The sequence below is a fragment of the Janthinobacterium sp. ROICE36 genome (genome assembly GCF_002869965.1).
Taxonomy (GTDB): domain Bacteria; phylum Pseudomonadota; class Gammaproteobacteria; order Burkholderiales; family Burkholderiaceae_D; genus Janthinobacterium.
In genome coordinates, this window is sequence record NZ_PEBS01000029.1 from 23290 (window position 1) to 43761 (window position 20472).

17 protein-coding genes and 1 tRNA gene are annotated in these 20472 nt (G+C 60.5%); 7 read left to right on the forward strand and 11 right to left on the reverse strand.

Features of this window, described 5'->3' with window-relative positions:
- Positions 1-30: 30 nt before the first annotated feature.
- The 8 genes from CSZ94_RS13585 to CSZ94_RS13620 form a co-directional block, all read right to left on the reverse strand.
- Positions 31-303, reverse strand: a complete 273-nt coding sequence (locus CSZ94_RS13585) for an HU family DNA-binding protein (protein ID WP_010398442.1) — start codon at positions 301-303, stop codon at positions 31-33.
- 204 nt (positions 304-507) lie between these two features.
- Positions 508-2919, reverse strand: coding sequence for an endopeptidase La (lon, locus tag CSZ94_RS13590; protein ID WP_102121985.1), 2412 nt, complete (start codon positions 2917-2919; stop codon positions 508-510).
- A 273-nt stretch (positions 2920-3192) separates the two neighbouring features.
- Positions 3193-4461, reverse strand: a complete 1269-nt coding sequence (gene clpX, locus CSZ94_RS13595) for an ATP-dependent Clp protease ATP-binding subunit ClpX (RefSeq protein WP_010398446.1) — start codon at positions 4459-4461, stop codon at positions 3193-3195.
- Positions 4462-4660: 199 nt separating this feature from the next.
- Entirely contained in the window at positions 4661-5278 is a 618-nt protein-coding gene (clpP, locus tag CSZ94_RS13600) for an ATP-dependent Clp endopeptidase proteolytic subunit ClpP (protein ID WP_373629889.1), read from the reverse strand.
- Positions 5279-5361: 83 nt separating this feature from the next.
- Positions 5362-6702, reverse strand: a complete 1341-nt coding sequence (gene tig / locus CSZ94_RS13605) for a trigger factor (protein WP_102122010.1) — start codon at positions 6700-6702, stop codon at positions 5362-5364.
- A 715-nt stretch (positions 6703-7417) separates the two neighbouring features.
- Positions 7418-7500: transfer RNA gene (locus tag CSZ94_RS13610), tRNA-Leu, on the reverse strand.
- A 185-nt stretch (positions 7501-7685) separates the two neighbouring features.
- Positions 7686-10784 carry an efflux RND transporter permease subunit gene (locus CSZ94_RS13615; protein WP_102121986.1) on the reverse strand — a complete coding sequence of 1033 codons (3099 nt, stop codon included), beginning with the start codon at positions 10782-10784 and terminating at the stop codon, positions 7686-7688.
- Positions 10781-11941: an efflux RND transporter periplasmic adaptor subunit gene (locus CSZ94_RS13620; RefSeq protein ID WP_102121987.1), complete on the reverse strand. Its 1161-nt coding sequence runs from the start codon at positions 11939-11941 to the stop codon at positions 10781-10783. Before CSZ94_RS13620 ends, CSZ94_RS13615 begins: the two co-directional genes overlap by 4 nt.
- 292 nt (positions 11942-12233) lie before the next feature.
- On the opposite strand from CSZ94_RS13620, the gene hpnC reads away from it, so the two are divergent.
- The 6 genes from hpnC (at position 12234) to CSZ94_RS13650 (ending at position 17281) form a co-directional block, all read left to right on the forward strand.
- Positions 12234-13115, forward strand: coding sequence for a squalene synthase HpnC (gene hpnC, locus CSZ94_RS13625; protein ID WP_102121988.1), 882 nt, complete (start codon positions 12234-12236; stop codon positions 13113-13115).
- A gap of 46 nt (positions 13116-13161) precedes the next feature.
- Complete coding sequence (hpnD, locus tag CSZ94_RS13630) at positions 13162-13995, forward strand: presqualene diphosphate synthase HpnD (RefSeq protein WP_102121989.1); 834 nt, start codon at positions 13162-13164, stop codon at positions 13993-13995.
- Between the two features lie 7 nt (positions 13996-14002).
- On the forward strand, positions 14003-15367 hold the full coding sequence (gene hpnE / locus CSZ94_RS13635; RefSeq protein WP_308410562.1) for a hydroxysqualene dehydroxylase HpnE: 1365 nt from the start codon (positions 14003-14005) through the stop codon (positions 15365-15367).
- 130 nt (positions 15368-15497) lie between these two features.
- Positions 15498-15653: a hypothetical protein gene (locus CSZ94_RS28020; RefSeq protein WP_180977462.1), complete on the forward strand. Its 156-nt coding sequence runs from the start codon at positions 15498-15500 to the stop codon at positions 15651-15653.
- A gap of 19 nt (positions 15654-15672) precedes the next feature.
- Positions 15673-16464, forward strand: coding sequence for a DUF1700 domain-containing protein (locus CSZ94_RS13645; RefSeq protein WP_258000968.1), 792 nt, complete (start codon positions 15673-15675; stop codon positions 16462-16464).
- A gap of 10 nt (positions 16465-16474) precedes the next feature.
- Positions 16475-17281 (forward strand): head GIN domain-containing protein, encoded by an 807-nt coding sequence (locus tag CSZ94_RS13650; RefSeq protein WP_102121992.1) that lies wholly within the window; start codon positions 16475-16477, stop codon positions 17279-17281.
- Here CSZ94_RS13650 and CSZ94_RS13655 read toward each other — a convergent pair.
- Positions 17278-18531, reverse strand: a complete 1254-nt coding sequence (locus CSZ94_RS13655; protein WP_102121993.1) for a TIGR03862 family flavoprotein — start codon at positions 18529-18531, stop codon at positions 17278-17280. The genes CSZ94_RS13650 and CSZ94_RS13655 overlap by 4 nt on opposite strands.
- Before the next feature lie 165 nt (positions 18532-18696).
- Between CSZ94_RS13655 and CSZ94_RS13660 the strand changes: the two genes are divergently transcribed.
- A complete protein-coding gene (locus CSZ94_RS13660) occupies positions 18697-18930 on the forward strand; it encodes a hypothetical protein (RefSeq protein WP_102121994.1) in 234 nt (77 codons plus the stop codon).
- Between the two features lie 42 nt (positions 18931-18972).
- Here CSZ94_RS13660 and moaD read toward each other — a convergent pair whose 3' ends face one another.
- Positions 18973-19227, reverse strand: coding sequence for a molybdopterin converting factor subunit 1 (gene moaD, locus CSZ94_RS13665; RefSeq protein ID WP_102121995.1), 255 nt, complete (start codon positions 19225-19227; stop codon positions 18973-18975).
- A 10-nt stretch (positions 19228-19237) separates the two neighbouring features.
- Positions 19238-20464 (reverse strand): molybdopterin molybdotransferase MoeA, encoded by a 1227-nt coding sequence (locus CSZ94_RS13670; protein WP_102121996.1) that lies wholly within the window; start codon positions 20462-20464, stop codon positions 19238-19240.
- Positions 20465-20472: the final 8 nt, after the last annotated feature.

The following is a 20472-nucleotide window of genomic DNA, read 5'->3' on the forward strand; positions in this document are numbered from 1 at the left end:
TATCGGTGATTGTCACCTCACCGAAGTCCGTTAGTTTACAGCATCCTTCAAAGCTTTACCAGCTTTAAATTTTGGAACTTTTGCAGCTTCGATCGTGATCGCTTCTTTGGTACGCGGATTGCGGCCGGTACGCTCAGCGCGTTCGCTGACCGAGAAAGTGCCAAAACCAACCAGCGTCACGCTGTCGTTGTTTTTCAAAGTTTCCGTCACGCCGCCGATAACAGCGTCGAGTGCGCGCGCAGCGGCGGCTTTGGAAATGTCAGCTTTTTCAGCAATGTGGTCGATCAATTCAGTCTTGTTCACTAGCATCCCCAATTACAAAGGTATAAAACGTTTACCGTATCGTTGCGGCACTTTTGGCACCACAGCTGTCCGGCGAAAAAAATGTGCAGGCGTATTAAACAAGCCACACTGTATATGTGTCAAGCGCTTTGGGGGCGCAATTCACGTTTCAATATAAAACAAGCGCTCAAAAAGCGCTTGTTTGGGGAAAACAGGGGTAAAACGTTAGTGTTTTACTACCTCGCCAGCCGCGTCAGGCTTGGCTGCGGCGGCCGTGACAGCCTCCACGGCAGCGACTTCCACCAACGGTTCAGGCATGCGTTCAAGGGCGATTTCCAGCACTTTGTCGATCCAGCGCACAGGTACGATTTCCAGCTTGTTCTTGACGTTGTCCGGAATGTCGGCCAGGTCTTTCACATTTTGCTCTGGAATCAAGACCGTCTTGATACCGCCGCGATGGGCCGCCAGCAGCTTCTCTTTCAGGCCGCCAATCGGCAACACTTCGCCGCGCAAGGTGATCTCGCCCGTCATCGCCACGTCGGCACGCACGGGGATGCCCGTGAAGACCGACACCATGGCCACCGTCATGGCCGCGCCAGCCGAAGGACCGTCCTTCGGTGTCGCGCCTTCCGGCACGTGGATGTGGATGTCGCTCTTCTCGAACACGTCCGCCTTGATGCCCAGGCGCTGTGCCCGGCTGCGCACCACCGTGCGGGCTGCCTCGATCGACTCTTTCATGACATCGCCCAGGGTACCCGTGCGGATGATGCCGCCCTTGCCCGGCATCGACACGGCTTCGATGGTCAGCAGATCGCCGCCCACTTCCGTCCATGCCAGACCGACCACCTGGCCCACCTGGTTTTCTTTCTCTGCGACACCGAAATCATAACGGCGCACGCCGAGGAATTTATCCAGATTCTTCGAGTTGACGATGACTTTCTTGTCGGATTTCTTCAGCAGCAGCATCTTCACCACCTTGCGGCAGATCTTCGACACTTCACGCTCGAGCGAACGCACACCGGCTTCCCGCGTGTAATAGCGGATGATGTCGCGCAAGGCCGACTCGGCCACCGAGATTTCGTCTTCCTTCAAGCCATTGTTCTTGATCTGCTTCGGCAGCAGATAACGCTGCGCGATGCTGGTCTTTTCATCTTCCGTATAACCGGACAGACGGATCACTTCCATGCGGTCAAGCAAGGCTGGCGGAATATTGTAAGAGTTCGACGTGGCCACGAACATCACATCGGACAAGTCGAAATCGACTTCGATGTAATGGTCGGAGAAGGTGTGGTTCTGTTCCGGGTCCAGCACTTCCAGCAGGGCCGACGAAGGATCGCCACGGAAATCGGCGCCCATCTTGTCGACTTCATCGAGCAGGAACAAGGGATTGCGCACGCCGACTTTCGCCAGCGATTGCAAGATCTTGCCCGGCATCGAGCCGATGTAGGTGCGGCGGTGGCCGCGGATCTCGGCTTCGTCGCGCACGCCGCCCAGGGCCATGCGCACGAACTTGCGGTTCGTCGCGCGGGCGATGGACTGGCCCAGCGAGGTCTTGCCCACGCCCGGAGGACCGACGAAGCACAGGATAGGCGCTTTGAGCTTGTCGACGCGCTGTTGCACCGCGAGGTATTCCAGGATGCGTTCCTTGACCTTGTCGAGGCCGTAGTGGTCGCCTTCGAGCACTTTTTCCGCATTCGTCAGGTCGTTATTGACCTTGGATTTCTTTTTCCAAGGCAAGTTGACCAGGGTGTCGATGTAATTGCGCACGACGGTGGCTTCGGCCGACATCGGCGACATCAGCTTGAGCTTTTTCAGCTCGTTGGTGGCCTTGTCGAGCGCTTCCTTCGGCATCTTGGCCGACGCGACTTTTTTCTCCAGCTCGTCGAGGTCGGCACCATCTTCGCCCTCGCCCAGCTCTTTCTGGATCGCCTTGACTTGCTCGTTCAGATAATACTCGCGCTGCGACTTTTCCATCTGGCGCTTGACGCGACCACGGATGCGCTTTTCCACTTGCAGGATGTCGAGCTCGCCTTCGAGCTGGCCCAGCAGGTGCTCGAGGCGCTTGGCCACGCTGAAAATTTCCAGGATGACTTGTTTTTGCTCAAGTTTCAGGGGCAGATGCGCAGCCACCGTGTCGGCCAGGCGGCCGGCATCGTCGATGCCTGACAGCGATGCCAGGATTTCCGGTGGAATCTTTTTGTTCAGTTTGACGTACTGGTCGAACTGCTGCACGATCGCGCGGCGCATGGCTTCGACTTCCGACTCGTCGCCCGGCTCGGACTCGAGCGGCGTCAGGTCGGCGATGAAGTGCGTCGGCGAATCGCTGATGTGGTTGATACGGGCACGCTGCGCGCCTTCGACCAGCACCTTGACGGTGCCATCGGGCAGCTTCAGCATTTGCAGAATATTGGCGACACAGCCAATTTCATAGATATCCGAAGGGGACGGCTCGTCCTTCGCGGCTGCTTTTTGAGCGGCAAGCATGATGCTCTTGCCCTGCTCCATCGCAGCTTCCAGCGCCTTGATCGACTTTGGACGGCCAACGAACAGCGGTATCACCATATGCGGGAAAACGACGACATCCCGCAACGGCAATAACGGCAGTTGAGTTTGCTCAGTTAATTTGGAAGTTGTCATGGCGTACCTTATAGAAAGCGTGTTTACGATGTTGGCGCTCGCTGCCAAAACACAAGACCGGCGAGAATAAATAATTCTGTGAAACAAACATAGAGTCTATTTCGCAAAACACACCCGCATGACTGTAACAAATGCAGTTTTAACAGTAAAAAAGCCACGCGCAGCTAAGCGCCGCGAGTGGCTTTACGATTGAAGCCTGCACTCATTGATTTAAATTGTACTGCCATGCATTAAGGAATCAAAACCCTTTTTATGCATTTGTCTCGGCAGTTTTCAATTTTCTCCGGAGGCCTTGGCAGTCTCTTGATAAATCAACAAAGGTTTGGCGCCACTGGTGATGGTATTTTCGTCGATGACGACCTTCACCACATTTTGTTCGCTCGGCAGTTCGTACATGACGTCCAGCAAAGCATGTTCCAGGATGGAACGCAGACCACGGGCACCGGTCTTGCGCGCCAGCGCCTTCTTGGCGATCGCATGCAGGGCGGCCGGACGAATCTCCAGTTCCGCGCCTTCCATCTCGAGCAGCTTCGAATACTGCTTGATCAGCGCATTCTTCGGCTCGACGAGGATCTGGATCAGCGCCTCTTCCGTCAATTCCGCCAGGGTGGCGATGACGGGCAGACGGCCCACCAGTTCCGGGATCAGGCCGAACTTGACCAGATCTTCCGGTTCCGCTTGCAGCATCAGTTCGCTGGCCGAGCTTTGCGACTTGCTGCGCACCGTGGCCGAGAAGCCGATGCCGCTCTTTTCGGAACGGTTGGCGATCACTTTCGACAGGCCGTCAAAGGCGCCGCCGCAGATGAACATGATGTTGGTCGTGTCGATCTGCACGAAATCCTGGTTCGGATGCTTGCGGCCGCCTTGTGGCGGCACGGAAGCCATCGTGCCTTCGATGAGTTTCAGCAAGGCTTGCTGCACGCCCTCGCCCGACACGTCGCGCGTGATGGACGGATTGTCGGACTTGCGCGAAATCTTGTCGATTTCATCGATGTAGACGATGCCGCGCTGGGCTTTCTCGACGTCATAGTTGCAGCTTTGCAGCAGCTTCTGGATGATGTTTTCCACGTCTTCACCCACGTAACCGGCTTCGGTCAGGGTGGTGGCGTCGGCGATCACGAACGGCACGTTGAGCATGCGCGCCAGGGTCTGTGCCAGCAGGGTCTTGCCCGAACCGGTAGGACCGACCAGCAAGATGTTGCTCTTGGCCAGTTCAATGTCGTCTTTCTTGCCCAGGTGCTTGAGACGCTTGTAATGGTTGTACACCGCCACCGACAGGATGCGCTTGGCAGTCTGCTGGCCGATCACGTACTGATCGAGCAAGGCGGCAATTTCTTGCGGCGTCGGCAGGTCCGATTTGGTACCGGTGACCGTCTCGATGCTCGACGTTTCATCACGGATGATGTCGTTGCACAGGTCGATGCACTCGTCGCAAATGAACACGGACGGGCCGGCGATGAGTTTCTTCACCTCGTGCTGGCTTTTGCCGCAGAACGAGCAATACAGTAATTTTTCGCCGCTAGAGGATTTTTTGTCTGACATAAGGCATTTTGGTTGGAACTGCATTAACAATATTGCAAAATCGCAAGCCGGAGTGCGGTAGTTGCCCAAAAGACAGCCACCCATGGCGCAAGTCAACAACCTGCACAAGCTCCATGCTACCCGAAATAAAAGCGAAACGCCCGAACGTTTGATCGCCCGGGCGTTTACTTACAAGCTTAGCAATACCGGTAGGGGCTCGTCAAGCGCGGCTGGTCAACACTTTGTCGATCAAACCATACTCAACGGCCTCGTCGGCGGACATGAAACGGTCGCGGTCGGTATCCTTGGCGATCTGTTCGATCGACTGGCCCGTGCGCTCGGCCATGATGCCATTCAAGCGGGTACGCAGGTAAAGGATTTCCCTTGCCTGTATCTCGATGTCGGACGCCATGCCTTGCGAACCACCGGACGGTTGGTGAATCATGATGCGCGAGTTCGGCAGCGAGAAACGCTTGCCCTTGGCGCCAGCGGCCAACAGGAAAGCGCCCATCGACGCAGCCATGCCCGTGCACAGGGTCGAGACGTCCGGCTTGATGAACTGCATGGTGTCGTAGATGGCCATGCCGGCCGAGACCGAACCACCTGGCGAGTTGATATAGAGCGAGATTTCCTTCTCCGGATTTTCGCTTTCCAGGAACAGCAACTGGGCGACAACCAGGTTGGCCATCTGGTCATTGACCGGGCCGACCATGAAAATCAAGCGTTCCTTCAGCAGGCGCGAGTAAATATCATACGAGCGCTCGCCGCGACCGCTTTGTTCCACCACCATCGGCACCAGGCCGAGCATCTCTGTGTCCAGCGCTGGATTACGGTTCATACCTGTCATTTCATTTCCTTGTGAAGCAGTTAGCGGACACAGCCCCTTCCTTGCGGCGAGGCAGCATCCGGAGACCAACTGGTTTACGCTTGTGCGTTGCTTCCCATCAGTTCGTCGAAAGCAACTGCTTTCGCCGTGACTTTCGACAGGCCCAACACGTAAGTGACGACGTTTTCTTCCAATACAAGGGCTTCGATCTCACCCAGACGACGACGGTCGCTGTAGTAGTACTTCAGCACTTCGCGTGGATCTTCGTAGCTTTGGGCGAAATCTTCGATTTGCGCCTTGACTTGCTCAGGCGTTGCCTGCAAGTTGTTGTCGCCCACCAGTTGCGACAGGATCAAGCCCAGGCGTACGCGACGCTCGGCTTTTTCTGCGAACATTTCTGCTGGGAAAGGCACGTCCTTGACGTTCATGCCGCGCTGCGCCATGTCTTGGCGGGTCATTTCGGCCAGGCGCTCGGAATCCTGAGCGATCAGCGTTTTTGGCACGTCCAGCTCGGCAACTTTGATCAGCGCGTCCATGACGGCTTCCTTGTTGCGTGCTTTCACGCGGCCAGCGACTTCACGCTGCAGGTTGACTTTGATGTCTTCGCGCATTTTGGCCAGGTCGCCATCGGCAACGCCCAAGGACTTTGCGAATTCAGCATCGACTTCCGGCAGGTGCGCCCATTCCAGCTTTTGCAGGGTGATGGTGAACGAAGCGGTTTTGCCGGCCACGTCCTTGCCATGGTAGTCCTCAGGGAAGGACAATGGGAAAGTCTTGGACTCGCCCACTTTCAAGCCCAACGTCGCGGCTTCGAATTCTGGCAGCATGCGGCCTTCGCCCAGCACGAAAGCGTAGCCTTCAGCTTTGCCGCCTGGGAATTCAACGCCGTCGATGGAACCGACGAAGTCGACCGTCACGCGGTCGCCGTTGGCAGCGATCGGTTCACCGCCGTCGCCGTGTTCGCCAGCTTCGCCCTTGGTGTGGAAGTGCACGCGCTGCTTGCGCAGGATGTCGATGGTCTTGTCGATTTCGGCTTCCGACACGTCGGCTTGCACGGTGTCGATTTCAACGGCCGTCAGGTCGCCGATGGCCACTTCCGGATACACTTCGAACGTTGCATCGAAAGCCAGCTGGCCTTCGGCTGCTTCTTCTTTCGCCACGATGTTCGGGAAACCGGCCACGCGCAGATTGTTTTCGTTGGCGGCGTCGTTGAACGCGCGGCCGACTTTGTCATTCAGCACTTCCGATTCAATTTGGTAGCCGTATTGTGCTGCGACCATTTTCAACGGCACTTTGCCCGGACGGAAGCCCGGTGCCTTAGCCGTACGGGCTTGCACTTTCAGGCGCTTCTCAACTTCCGTGCGGACGTCCGTCAGCGGGAAGGAGATCGTGATACGACGTTCGAGTTTGCCCAAGGTTTCGACTGCAGTTGCCATGTAAAAAATCGTCCAAAAAATAAACACTGTTGGTGCGAGAAAAGAAGACCCGACCCCTTGCGCCATTACTGGCGGCAAGACATGGGTCCAGCTTCACTCGCTCGCATATTCATCTGTAAAAGCACTGGAAAACAGGACGATGGACCTGGTCTACCCGGCTGAGGGAAAACCCGCACCAGGCACCAAACAATCCGCCGCTTCCAGTACTGCGACAGGGCTCCGAGCGTCCAGCCTTGCTTTCAAGTAAATGCAAGGCCGGCCATCATTCGGTAAAGCGTGGCATTATAACAAAGGACTTCGGGAAAGTGGCTGGCTTTGCAGCCCGGCCACAGAGGATGCCAGCGGCAGCGAACGAATCGCTACAGCCTGGGTTGCCCTGTCTTTACTCTTGCCCCGGCATTCTTTATTTCGCCAGAGACAGGCTTTCCAGCCTGCTTCGTTCATTAGTATATGCGAACTGTCGCTCCGTCCGAAACAAAGAAATGCGCTCACAGCGAAGATTTCAGGCAAAAAGCCTTTGATATACCTCAATTTGGCCATTTTTCAGGCAAATCTCCGTCCGCGACCTGTCCTGGCACCCGATCTGCGGCGAAAAACAGCGCGCAGACAGACATCCGGGCCGACGAAAAAAGCAAAAGAAAAACAGCGAAGACGCCTGCAAGGAGGCTGAGAACAACTTGATGGTGCTGCACATCCGGGCTGGAACAACCCGGATTGGTGCGGATGGGGAGACTCGAACTCCCAAGCCGAAGCACTGGCTTCTAAGACCAGCGTGTCTACCAATTCCACCACATCCGCATTTTGTACTATTTACTGCAGGCTACACACCTGCCGTCCCTGATTTTAACAACTCGGGAACGATCTGGCTACCTTGGACTTGTCGAGCAAGCCCGGAGCAAGCCCTCGCCAAAGCAAAGGCGGCATTCTACTGGATTTCCCAGAGGAATGCCGCCTTTTTTATATCAGCTGGCTAACACTGATCGTCAAGCAGCATCCTTGTCCAGCGCCACCGGCTTCCTGACCCGGAACCAGGCCGCATACAGGGCGGGCAGGAACAGCAGGGTCAAGGCCGTCGCGAGGATCAATCCGCCCATGATGGCGACTGCCATCGGTCCCCAGAATACGGAGCGCGACAAGGGAATCATGGCCAGCGCGGCGGCGGCCGCCGTCAGCACGATGGGGCGGCAGCGGCGCACGGCCGAGTCGATGATGGCATCCCAGGGAGCCGAGCCATCGTTGATGTCTTGCTCGATCTGGTCGACGAGGATCACCGAGTTGCGGATGATCATGCCGAACAGCGCGATGATGCCCAGGTTGGCCACGAAACCCAGCGGGCGGTGCAGCAGCAGCAAGGCAAACGCGGCGCCCGCCACGCCCAGCGGCCCCGTCAGGAACACCAGCAGGGAGCGCGAGAAACTGTGCAGCTGCAGCATCAGCAAGGTGAAGATGATGAAGATGGCCAGCGGCAAGTTGGTCGCGATCGACGCTTCCGCCTCGCCGCTGTCGGCCGCCACGCCCTTCACGGTGATGCGGTAGCCGGCCGGCATCTTGGCGCGCAAGGCGTCCAGTTGCGGCGCCAGCTGCGTCGAGACAGTGGCGCCCTGGATGCCGTCGACCACGTCCGATTGCACGGTAATGGCCCATTCACGCTTGTCGCGCCAGACTACGCCCGGTTCCCACACGAAATGTGCGCGGGCCAGTTGCGAGATGGGCACGGACTTGCCCGTTGCCGTGGGAATATTCGTGTCATTCAGCACGGAAATCGTCGCCCGTTCGGCCAAAGGCTGGCGCACCTGGATATCGATCAGCTTGTTGTCTTCGCGGAACTGGCCAATGACCGTGCCCGACAGAATTGTATTGGCCGCCTGCATCACCGTTTTCGAGGTGACGCCCAGCGCGCGCATCTTGTCCTGGTCCAGGTCCAGGCGCAGCACTTTCACCGATTCATTCCAGTTATCATTGACGCCCAGGGTGCTCGGATTGGCGCGCATGATGTCCTTGATCTGGTCGGCGATGGCGCGCACACCCGCCACTTCGGCCCCCGTGACACGGAATTGCACGGGATACGGCACCGGCGGCCCGTTCGGCAACAGTTTTACCCTGCCCCGCACTTCCGGAAAATCCTTCTTGAAGACATCGATGATCTTCTGGCGCAATTGCTCGCGGTCCGCCAGGCTTTTCGGCAAGATCACCACTTGCGACACATTGGTCTGCGGGAAGATCTGGTCCAGCGGCAAGTAGAAACGGGGGCTGCCCGTACCCACGTAGCTGGTGACGCTATCCACGCCGTCGAGCTTGCTGACGAACGCCTCGAATTTCTTCACCTGCTTTTCATTCGCAGCAAAGGTCGTGCCCTCGGGCGACCACAGCTCCACCATCAGTTCCGGACGGCTGGAATCAGGGAAGAATTGCTTCTCGATAAAGTTAAAGCCATAAATGCCCAGCGCAAAGATGGCCAGCGTGGCGGCGATCGTCGTCTTGCGCCATTCCACGCACCAGGTGACGGCGCGGCGGAAGCGGCGGAAGTTCGGCGTATCGAACAATTCATGGTCGTTATGCGCGTGCGGTTTTACTTTCAGCAAGACGTAGCCGATGTAGGGCGTAAAGACGATGGCCACCACCCAGGAAATGATCAGGGCCAGCGCATTGACGGAGAACAAGGAGAACGTGTATTCGCCGGCGGTCGACTTGGCCAGCCCGATGGGCAAGAAACCCGCCACCGTGATCAGGGTGCCCGTCAGCATGGGCATGGCCGTCGACGTGTAGGCGAACGTGGCCGCATCGAAACGCGACATGCCCTCTTCCATCTTGCGCACCATCATCTCGACGGCAATGATGGCGTCATCGACCAGCAAGCCCAGCGCGATGATCAGGGCGCCCAGCGAGATCTTGTGCAAGTCGATGTCGAGCAGACGCATGAACAGGAAGGTGACGGCCAGCACCAGCGGGATGGTCAGCGCCACCACCAGGCCCGGCCGCACGTCGATGCGCAGCGGTTTCGTGTGCAAGCCCAGCGCGACAAAGCTGACGGCCAGTACGATCAAAATGGCTTCGACCAACGTGTGCACGAATTCGCCCACGGAAGCGGACACGGCTTCAGGCTGGTTCGACACGCGCTGCAACTCTATGCCGACCGGCAATTCTTTCTTCATGCGCGTCACCGTCGCTTGCAAGGCCTTGCCCATGTCGATGATGTTGCCGCCCTTTTCCATCGACACGCCCAAGCCGATCACTTCCTTGCCATTGAAACGCATCTTGTCCTTGGGCGGATCGATAAATTCGCGTTTCACGGTGGAAAAGTCGCCCAGGCGGAAGGTCGTGCCGTTGGCGCGCAGCTCCAGGTTTTCCAGGTCCTTGACGGTCACCATGGCGCCCGTCACGCGTACTTGCAGGTTATCCGTGGGCGTCACCAGCACGCCCGTGGCGTTGATGCTGTTTTGCTCGGACAATTGCTGCACGATGGCGTCGAAAGGAATGCCCAATTGGGCGAATTTCTTGTGCGAAAAGATGATATTGATCTTTTCGTCTTGCACGCCGAACAGCCCCACCTTCGATACTTGCCCCACGGCCAGCAGCTCCTGGCGCACCTTGTCCGCGTAATCCTTCATTTCCGCGTAGGTAAAACCGTCGCCGGACAGGGCAAAGATGGAGCCATAGGTGTCGCCGAACTCGTCATTGAAGAACGGGCCCACGACGCCGGCCGGCAAGGTGCCCTTGATGTCGCCGATCTTCTTGCGCACCTGGTACCAGGCGGCCGCCGTTTCCTTGGGCGGCGCCGATTCGCGCAGTTCCAGCAAGATCAAGGTTTCACCGGGCTTCGAATAACTGGTGATTTCATTGATGTAGGGTGTTTCCTGCAGCTTCTTTTCCAGCTTGTCCGTCACCTGCTCGGCCATCTGCAGCGCCGTGGCGCCCGGCCAGTACGCTTGCAGCACCATGGCGCGGAAGGTAAACGGGGGATCTTCATCCTGGCCCAGGCTGGCATAGCTGAGCATGCCGCCGATCAGCAGCACGGCCATCAGGTAGCGCGTCAGCGGGATATGTTCGAGGGCCCAGCGCGACAGATTGAAACCGCCCTTCATTTGGCAGCACCCGCGCTGACGGCGGCAGCGGCAACATCGGGCTTGCTGGCCAGCTCGGCGCCAAGGATGGACACTTTCTGGCCAGGCTTGAGCAAGTTGACGCCGGCCGTGACCACCGTCTGCCCCGCTTTCACGCCCGAGGTCAGCAGCAGCTCATTGCCCGCCACGCCGCCCACCGTCACCGGCACCAGCTTCACGGCGCCGTTTTCCACCACCCACACGGAGCTTTGCGACTTTTCATTGAACAGGGCCGTCAGCGGCACCTTGATCTGCGGCGTGGCCGTCTGCGAGGCAAACTGCACCACGGCCGTCATGCCCAGGCGCGCTTGCGGGGCGTCCGGGATGCTGACCTTGGCCAGGTAGGTGCGCGTGGCGGCATCGGCCACGGGCGACACTTCACGTATCTTGCCCGGCAAGCCCTGCTTCGGGTCGGCCCACAGGCGCACCACCACATCCTTGACGCCGCGCAAGGTGTCCACCTTGTCTTCGGAAATACCGATCACGACTTCCTTTTCGCCGCTCCTGGCCACTTGCACCACGGGCGTGCCAGGCGCCACCACCTGCCCCACTTCGGCCTCGATGCGCGTGACGACGCCATCGACGTCGGCCAGCAAACTGGCATAAGCGGACTGGTTCGCCTGACCCCGGTACAGGGCCTGGGCCGCTTCCACATTCGCCTGCGCCGCCTTGTATGTGGCATCCTTGCCATCGAGCACAGCCTGGCTGACGAAATTTTTCTCGCGCAAATCCTGGTAGCGCTTCAGTTCGGCGCGCGCCAGGTCGCGGTTCGTTTCCGCGCTGACCAGCGAGGCCTTGGCCTGCGCCTGCGACAGCTGCAAGTCGGCCGGATCGAGCTGCATCAGCACTTGCCCTTTTTTTACGCTGGCGCCGACGTCGACCTTGCGCGCGACGATCTTGCCGCCCACGCGGAAACCCAGCTGCGACACCACGCGGGGCACGACTTCGCCCGCCAGTTCGGCACTCACCTCAACATTGCTGCTAGACAACACCATCGCGCGCACGGGCCGCACGTCTTCCACTTTGACGGCAGGTTTGGAACAGGCCGCCAAACTCAGCGCCAGGGCGGCGGCGATCAGCCGCAGGGCGGGCAGTGCAGGTGCGCCAGTCTCACGGCGCAGGGTTTTCAGGGCAAACAAGGTATTTTCCTTTACTATGCGGGCTGTTAGATTTTTGCGTGAGGAAACTTTTCGCTTGCTAAGTGATGCTAGCCAAACTTTTTCGCACGCGATATCCTTAAATTTGTGACAATATCAGCTTGGTCATGACAGGGAGTGATTTTCCCTAATGACTTTCTGGTTATTAATTATAATCGTGCGTAAAAGCTTTTAGTGACTTTTGCGTCATTAATCTTGAGACATACAACGTCCGGCCACATTCCAGCGTTTGGGGGGGGGGGCCGCACAAACGCAAGACTAGAGAAGCGTGTTCATGCCTGTAGACCATTACGAAAATTTTCCTGTTGCATCATTCCTGCTGCCGCGCCGCCTGGTGCCCGCCGTCGAAGCCATCTATGCCTTCGCCCGCAGCGCCGACGACCTGGCCGACGAAGGCGACGCCACGCCGGCCGCACGCCTGGCTGCCTTGCACGCCTATGAAGAGGCGCTGGGCCGGATCGCCCGCCACGAAGGCCATGCCGGTGAGAACGCCACCATGTTCGAACGCCTGGCCGCCGTCATCGCCAAGCACCAGCTGCCGCTGAAGCCATTCCACGATTTATTGTCCGCCTTCAAGCAGGATGTGCAAACGACGCGCTACGCCAGTTACGACGACCTGCTCGATTACTGTGCCCGCTCCGCCAACCCCGTGGGACTGCTGATGCTGCACCTGTACGGTGCGGCCGATGAACAGAATGTACGCGATTCCGATGCGATATGTTCAGCTTTGCAACTAATTAATTTCCTGCAAGACGTCGCCATCGACCAGCAAAAAGAGCGCATCTACCTGCCGATGGACGACTTGAGCCGCTTTGCCGTCTCCGCCGCCGCCTTCGAGCGGCCCGAAGCGCACGGCAAGTGGAGCGCCATGATGCGCTTTGAAGTGGCCCGCACGCGCGCCCTGATGCTGTCGGGCGCGCCGCTGGCCCTGCGTTTGCGCGGGCGCATCGGCTGGGAACTGCGTCTCGTGGTGCAAGGGGGCTTGCGCATCCTCGAAGCCATCGAAGCCGTCAATTACGACGTGTTCCGGCGCCGCCCGAAACTGGAAAAGCGCGACTGGCTGATCATTTTCTGGCGCGCCCTGCGCATGTCGCGTAAAAGCCTGCATCAAGAGACACAAGTAAAAACGGCTTTTCCCCCGTCACCCACTCTGTAAGACGCTAGAATAGCGGCTTCGATCTGCAACCCTTGCTCTTTTGACTATGTCTCCCGACGAATACTGCCAACAAAAGGCCGCCCAGAGCGGCTCCAGCTTCTACTACAGCTTCCTGTTCCTGCCTGCCGAACGCCGCAAGGCCATCACGGCCCTGTACGCCTTCTGCCGCGAAGTCGATGACACGGTCGACGATTGCACGGACGAAGCCGTGGCACGCACCAAGCTGGTCTGGTGGCGCAAGGAAGTCAAGGCCATGTACGAGGGCAATCCCACGCATCCCGTGATGCGCGCACTGCAGCCGCACCTGGACATCTATAAGCTGGAAGAAAAGCATTTGCAGGCCATCATCGACGGCATGGAAATGGACTTGAACCAGACCCGCTACCTCGATTACCAGGCCATGAGCCGCTATTGCTGGCATGTGGCCAGCGTGGTGGGTATCTTGTCGGCCAGCATCTTTGGTACGACCCGCCCGGAAACGCTGCTGTACGCGGAAAAGCTGGGCCACGCCTTCCAACTGACCAACATCATCCGCGACGTGGGCGAAGATGCGCGCAAGGGGCGCATCTACCTGCCGATCAGCGAGTTGCAGCAATTCAATGTGACGGCGGCCGACCTGCTGAATGCGCGCCACAGCGAAAACTTTGAAAGCCTCATGCGTTTCCAGGTGGCGCGCGCGCAAAAGGCGTACGACGAAGCGTTCGCCCTCCTGCCTGCCGAAGACCGCCGCGCCCAGCGCCCTGGCCTGATCATGGCGGCCATCTACCGCACGCTGCTCAATGAAGTCGAGCGCGACGGTTATCACGTGTTGAAACAGCGCATCTCGCTCACGCCGATCCGCAAACTGTGGCTGGCCTGGAAGACCTGGGTTCGTGGCTGAGAGTAGCGTGAAGCAACACTACGCCGTCATCGGCGCCGGCTGGGCCGGTTGCGCGGCCGCCATGGAACTGGCGCGCGCCGGTCATGCCGTCACCGTGTTCGAGGCGGCGCGCATCCTGGGCGGACGGGCGCGCCGGGTCGAACGCGAAAGCACCGTGCTCGACAATGGCCAGCACATCTTGCTGGGCGCCTACACGGAAACCTTGCGCCTGATCAAACTGGCAGGACAAGACCCCAGCGAGCTGATCCTCACCCTGCCCCTGCAGATGCGCTATCCGGCCGGTTCTGGCGGCATGGATTTCATCGCGCCGCGCCTGCCCGCGCCGCTGCACCTGGCATGGGCCCTGCTGCGCGCCAAAGGTTTGCAGGGCGCCGACAAGCTGGCCCTGATGCGCTTTTCCACCGCCATGCGGACGATGGGCTGGCAGTTGTACAACGATTGCACGGTCAGCGAATTGCTGCAGCGCTTCGACCAGACGGACCGCTTGAACCGGTTGATGTGGTATCCGCTGTGCCTGGCTGCGCTAAATACCCCGCCCGAACGTGCCTCGGCGCGCGTCCTCCTCAACGTGCTGCGCGACAGCCTGGGGGCAAGCCGCCGGCGCGCCTCCGACATGCTGATCCCGAAAGCGAACCTGAGTGCCCTGTTTCCCGAGGCGGCCGCCCGCTACCTGGCCCAGCATGGCGGCACAGTGCGCACGGGCGCCAAAGTTGCCGCCTTGCAAGCCTTGCCCGATGGCCGTTGGCGGCTTGATGACGGCGTCGATGACGGCGAGCACTATGATGGCGTGATCGTCGCCACCTCGTCCGTGCAGGCGGCCAGCCTGTTGCAAGGTGTGCACGACGCACGCCTCGATGACGCTATTGCCAAAATGCAAGCTTTCACGTCGGAAGCCATCAGCACCTGCTACCTGCAATACGCTGCCCCGGTGCGCCTGGACTTGCCCCTGTACGCCCTCGTCGATGCGCCACAACGGCAGCACTGGGGCCAGTTCGTCTTCGACCGGGGCCAGCTCGACAGCAACCAGGCGGGCTTGCTGGCCGTCGTCATCAGCGCGTCCGGCCCTGCCGCCGAGCAAGGCCACGCACCGCTGGCGCAAGCCATCGCCGCCCAGTTGGCGCAGGTGCTGCAGCGTCCGGACCTGGCGCAGCCCGTCTGGACCCAGCTGATCACGGAAAAGCGCGCCACCTTTGCCTGCACGCCGGACCTGGCGCGCCCCGGCAACGCCAGCGGCGTGCCAGGCTTGCTGCTGGCGGGCGACTATACGGCCAATGCGGACCGGACGCAGGATTATCCGGCCACCATCGAGGCGGCCGTGCGCAGCGGCGTGGCGGCGGCCAGGGTCGTCACCACGGGCAAGATGGCCAAGTAGACTAGACGGTGCATCCTGCCCTGGCGTCGCTCGCCCCCGCAAAATTGCATTCTGTCGCACCGCGCTGGTGCGCCTGCCTGCGTTTGGGTACAGTCTGATCATCGACAACGGCCATGCCACGGGGAATACCATGCACACCACCTTGCACTTGAAAAACAGCTTGAAAGCCGTGGCGCTGCTCGCTTGTGTGGCGCTCGCCACCCTGATCGTCATGCAGGTACAGCAAGCGCCACATGCGCCATTGCTGCTGAGCCAAGCAAGCATGTTGCTGCCGGCCATGGGCTGAAGCGGCGGACAGGAAGAATATGATGAACAAACAAGATTATCTCGACGCGCTGCGGCGCGCACTGGCAGGCTTGCCACCGGATATGGTGGCCAAGACGCTGGACTATTACGAACAAACCTTTATCGAAGGGGCGGCGGCGGGCCGCAGCGAGCACGAGATCGCCGACGACCTGGGCGAGCCTAAAAAAATCGCCCTGACCTTGCGCAGCAGCACCCACCGCCAGGCTTTCGAACAGAAGAAAACCCCGGTCAACCTGCTGCGCCTGCTCGTCTCGCTGCTGGGACTGGCCATCTTCAACCTCTTCATGGTCGTGCCTGCCGCCGTCTACGCGGCCCTGCTGGCCACCCTGTATGCCGTCGGCCTGAGCTTTTACCTGGCCGGCATCGCCATCACGGCCAGCGGCTTGTCCGGCGCCAACGAACTGGTGCTCGATGGTCCACTGCGCCATGTCTTCATCCATGACGATAACGACGGCGAAGACGGCGAGCGGCGCGAGACGCGCATTACCATCGGCGACACGGGCATCGAAGTCGATCATCTGCCCGACCCCTCGCAGCGTGAAGCGGCCGACCCCGGGGCGCCAGGCACTTCATCGCGCATGATGGAGCGGGCCGAAGCGCTGGCCGGTGGCGGCATCCGCATTTCCACCGACATGGACCGCGATGCGCGCACCACGCAAACCGTCTTCGGCGTGGGCATGCTGCTCGGTGGCATCGCCATATTTCTGCTCAGTCTGGTGGTCACGCGCTATACCTTGATCGGCATCAAGCGCTACATCGCCATGAATGTCTCCCTGCTCAAAGGTCACTAGAAAGGCTGCCATGAAACGCTTGCTCAAAGTTGGCCTGTCCATGCTCTTGCTGGCACTGGTCCTGATCGCCATGTCGTATGCGGCGCTGCGCGCCAAGGGAATCAGCAATCCCAGCAGCGCTGCCGGCCGCGCCGTGCGCAGCGAAACGCGCCCGATTTCCGCCGATATCAACAGCATCGACCTGGCCGGCCCCATCGACCTGGTGCTGCGCCGCGGCGCCACGCCATCGATGAAGGTGAGCGGCGAGCAGCGTTTGCTGTCGAACGTCGCGACCACCGCCGATGGCACGACCCTGCATATCGGCCCGAAAGGCATGCTCTTCCACCATCGCCAGCCGCTGCAGGTGGAACTGGTGCTGCCATCGCTGGTACGCGTGGAATTACACGGCAATGGCGACAGCAAGATCACGGGATTTTCCGGCGACAGCTTCATCCTGGAATTGACGGGTTCGGGCGACGTCAGCTTCACGGGACGCTACAAGCAGGTGTCGGCCACCGTCAACGGCAGCGGCGACCTCGACATCAACGGCGGCAACAGCGACAGCGTGGTCCTGGAAATGGTGGGTTCGGGGCGCATCGCCGCCAGCGGCAACACGAAATTCCTGCGTGCTGACCTGAGCGGCTCAGGCGATATCGATGCCGAACACCTGGCGGCCGACAAGGCCAGCGTCAGCCTGCAAGGCTCGGGCACGAGCACCGCCTTCGTACGCGACGCCGCCAACCTGACCTTGCGCGGCAGCGGCGACATCCACGTCCACGGCAACCCGCGCCAGCGCGATGCACAAAAGAGCGGTTCAGGCGATATTATCTGGCATTAACTTTCAGCATTCGCTTTATCTTCCAGCCAACTGACCGCCTGCTCGCCGGCCGCCTTGCCTTGCGCCAGGCAGGCCGTCAGCAGGTAGCCGCCCGTGGGCGCTTCCCAGTCCAGCATTTCGCCGGCCACGAACACGCCCGGCATGGCCCGCAGCATGCAGCCGTCGACGCCGTCGAAAGCCACGCCGCCGGCGCTGCTGATGGCTTCATCGATGGGGCGCGCACGCTGCAAGGTAACGGGCAGCAGCTTGATGGCGTCCGCCAGCCTGGCTTCGTCGGTAAAGTCGGCCGCGTTCAGGCATTCGCGCAGCAAGCCCGATTTCACGCCCTTGATGCCCAGCCGGCTTTGCAAATGGCTGGACATCGAGCGGGAACCGCGCGGGCGCGTGACTTCCTCGAACACGCGCTCATGACTGTGGTCAGGCGCCAGGTCGAGCCAGATGGTGGTGTGGCCGTCACGCGCGATCTGCTCGCGCAGTGCGGCCGACAGCGCATAAATCAGGCCGCCTTCGAGGCCGCCCGCCGTGATGACGCACTGGCCCTGGCGCTTGACCGTCAAGCCATCGATGTCATGCGCCGTGATGGCCAGCGTGGCCAGGTGTTCGCCCGCGTAACGGCTGCTGAAATACGCGCTCCAGTCCACGTCGAAGCCGCAATTGGCCGGCGCCAAAGGCGCCACAGCCACGCCCTGCCCTTGCAGCAACGGCACCCAGGCGCCGTCGGAACCAAGGCGCGCCCAGCTGCCGCCGCCCAGCGCCAGGATCACGGCGTCGAAGGAGCGCAGGCGTTCGCCGTCCGGCGTGGCAAAGGCCAGCTGGCCATCTTGCCAGCCCGTCCAACGGTGGCGCGTGTGAAATTGCACGCCCGCTTCGCGCAAGCGGTGCAGCCAGGCGCGCAGCAAAGGCGCGGCCTTCATATCGGTGGGAAAGACGCGGTTCGAAGAGCCGACGAAGGTCTCCACGCCCAGGCCGTGCACCCAGTCGCGCACCTTTTGCGGGCCGAACTGGTCCAGCGCCGGTTTCAGGCAGTTGGCCTGCCTGGCGTAGCGCGAGACAAAGGCCTGGTAGCCTTCCGCGTGCGTGATGTTCATGCCGCCGCGCCCGGCCAGCAGAAATTTGCGGCCGACGGAGGGCATGGCGTCGAACAATTCCACCTGTGCCCCCTGGTCGGCGGCCGCCTGGGCGGCCATCAGGCCGGCGGGACCGCCGCCGATGACGGCGATGTGAAACGGAGGGGAGCTGGAATGGGTCATGGCAAGCTGGGAAGACGGTGAAAACCCCGGCATTTTAGTCGAGATTGGCCCGGATATGGCCCGCCGATGGCGATCCCGCCCAAAAATGAGGCATACTGCGCCAGGCATACTGCAACGATGAGCAGTTTCATACCACTTGACGACGCGACACGAGAGGAGCAACACATGGGCGCAGGATTCTGGATTTCCCGCTATTTGCTGGCCAGTTCGATTTTATTCATCATTCTTTCAGTGGTCGAGTACAGCAAGGGCACGACCAGCCAGGCCGATATCCTCAGTGCCCTGGCATGGTCGCTGGTGGCGTCGGCCATCTTCATCGGCTCGAAATACTGGCGCCACAAGAAAGCCATTGCCTGCGCCACGTGCAGCGGGGACAAAGCAAAAACCAAATCGTCATAAAAAAACGGCCGCTTCAGCGGCCATTTCCTTAAGTGGGCATTCTCAGCCGCCTGTCACGGGCGGGAAGAATGCCACTTCATCGCCGTCCGCAATCACGGTGCCGGCATCGCACATCACCTGATTATGCGCCATGCGCAGCGCACGACCCTGCGCCAGCGCATATTCCCAGTTGCCGCCGCGGGCGATCAGGCGATTTCTCAGCTCGCCCACCGTCAGCGGCTCGGCCACTTCCAGTACTTCCTGAGCCGTGCCCACCAGCTCGCGCACGCTGGCAAAAAAACGCAGATTGATCTTCATCGATACTTCCTTAGTACAGCAATTCGTTAAACGGGATAAAGCGCAACATGTCGCCGCGCGCAATCGACAGCCCAGGCGGACAGTCGATCAAGCCATCGCCCCACACGGTGGACGTCAGCACGCCCGAGCTCTGATTGGCGAATAGTTCCAGCTCACCGTCGTCATTGACCTTGGCGCGCAAAAACTCGTTGCGCTTGTCCGCCTTCAGGCGCTCAAACGCGGCTGGCAGCTTGTAGCTGCGCGGCGCCAGATTTCCCGCCACGCCTTGCAGTCGCAGGATGAACGGGCGCACGAACAGCAAGAACGTGACAAAGCTCGACACGGGATTGCCGGGCAAGCCGACAAAAAACGCATCCTGCACTTCGCCAAACGCCAGCGGTTTGCCCGGCTTGACGGCGATCTGCCACATGTTCAGCCGCCCTTCCGCTTCCACGGCCGGCTTGATATGGTCTTCCTCGCCCACGGACACGCCGCCCGAGGTGATGATCAAATCATTGCCCTGGGCCGCCTGGCGCAGCACGGCTTTTGTCGCTTCCAGGCTGTCGGGCACGATGCCCAGGTCCGTGATGTCGCAGCCGAGGTTTTCCAACAGACCGCGCAGGGTAAAACGGTTCGAGTTGTAGACGGCGCCCGGCGCCAGAGGTTCACCGGGCATGGCCAGCTCGTCACCCGTGAAAAACACGGCCACGCGCAGCTTGCGCAGCACGGGCACTTGCGCCAGGCCCACCGAGGCGGCCAGGCCCATTTCCTGGCTGCGCAGGCGCCGGCCCGCGCCCAGGATCTCGCCGCCGGCGCGGATATCCTCGCCCTGGCGGCGCACCCACTCGCCCGCATGCGGCACGTGATTCACCGTCACCACGCCGTCCGTCGCCGTGCACTGCTCCTGCATCACCACGCAATCGGCGCCGTCGGGGATCAAGGCGCCGGTAAAGATGCGCGCCGCCGTCCCCGGTTGCAGGGGCTGGCCCACGTGGCCGGCCGCGATACGCTGCGACACGGGCAAGCTGGCCGCGCCGCTGGCGCAATCGCGCGCGCACACGGCGTAGCCATCCATCTGCGTGTTGTCGCGCTCTGGCACGTTCAGGGTCGACGTTTGCGCGGCCGCCAGCACGCGGCCGTTGGCACGCATGGTCTCAATGTGCTCCACCTCGGTCACGGGGCGCGCCGCGCCCAGCATGAAGGCTTGCGCCTCGGCCACCGACAGCATGGGTTTGCGTGGTGCCGCCGGATCGCTCATTACAGGCC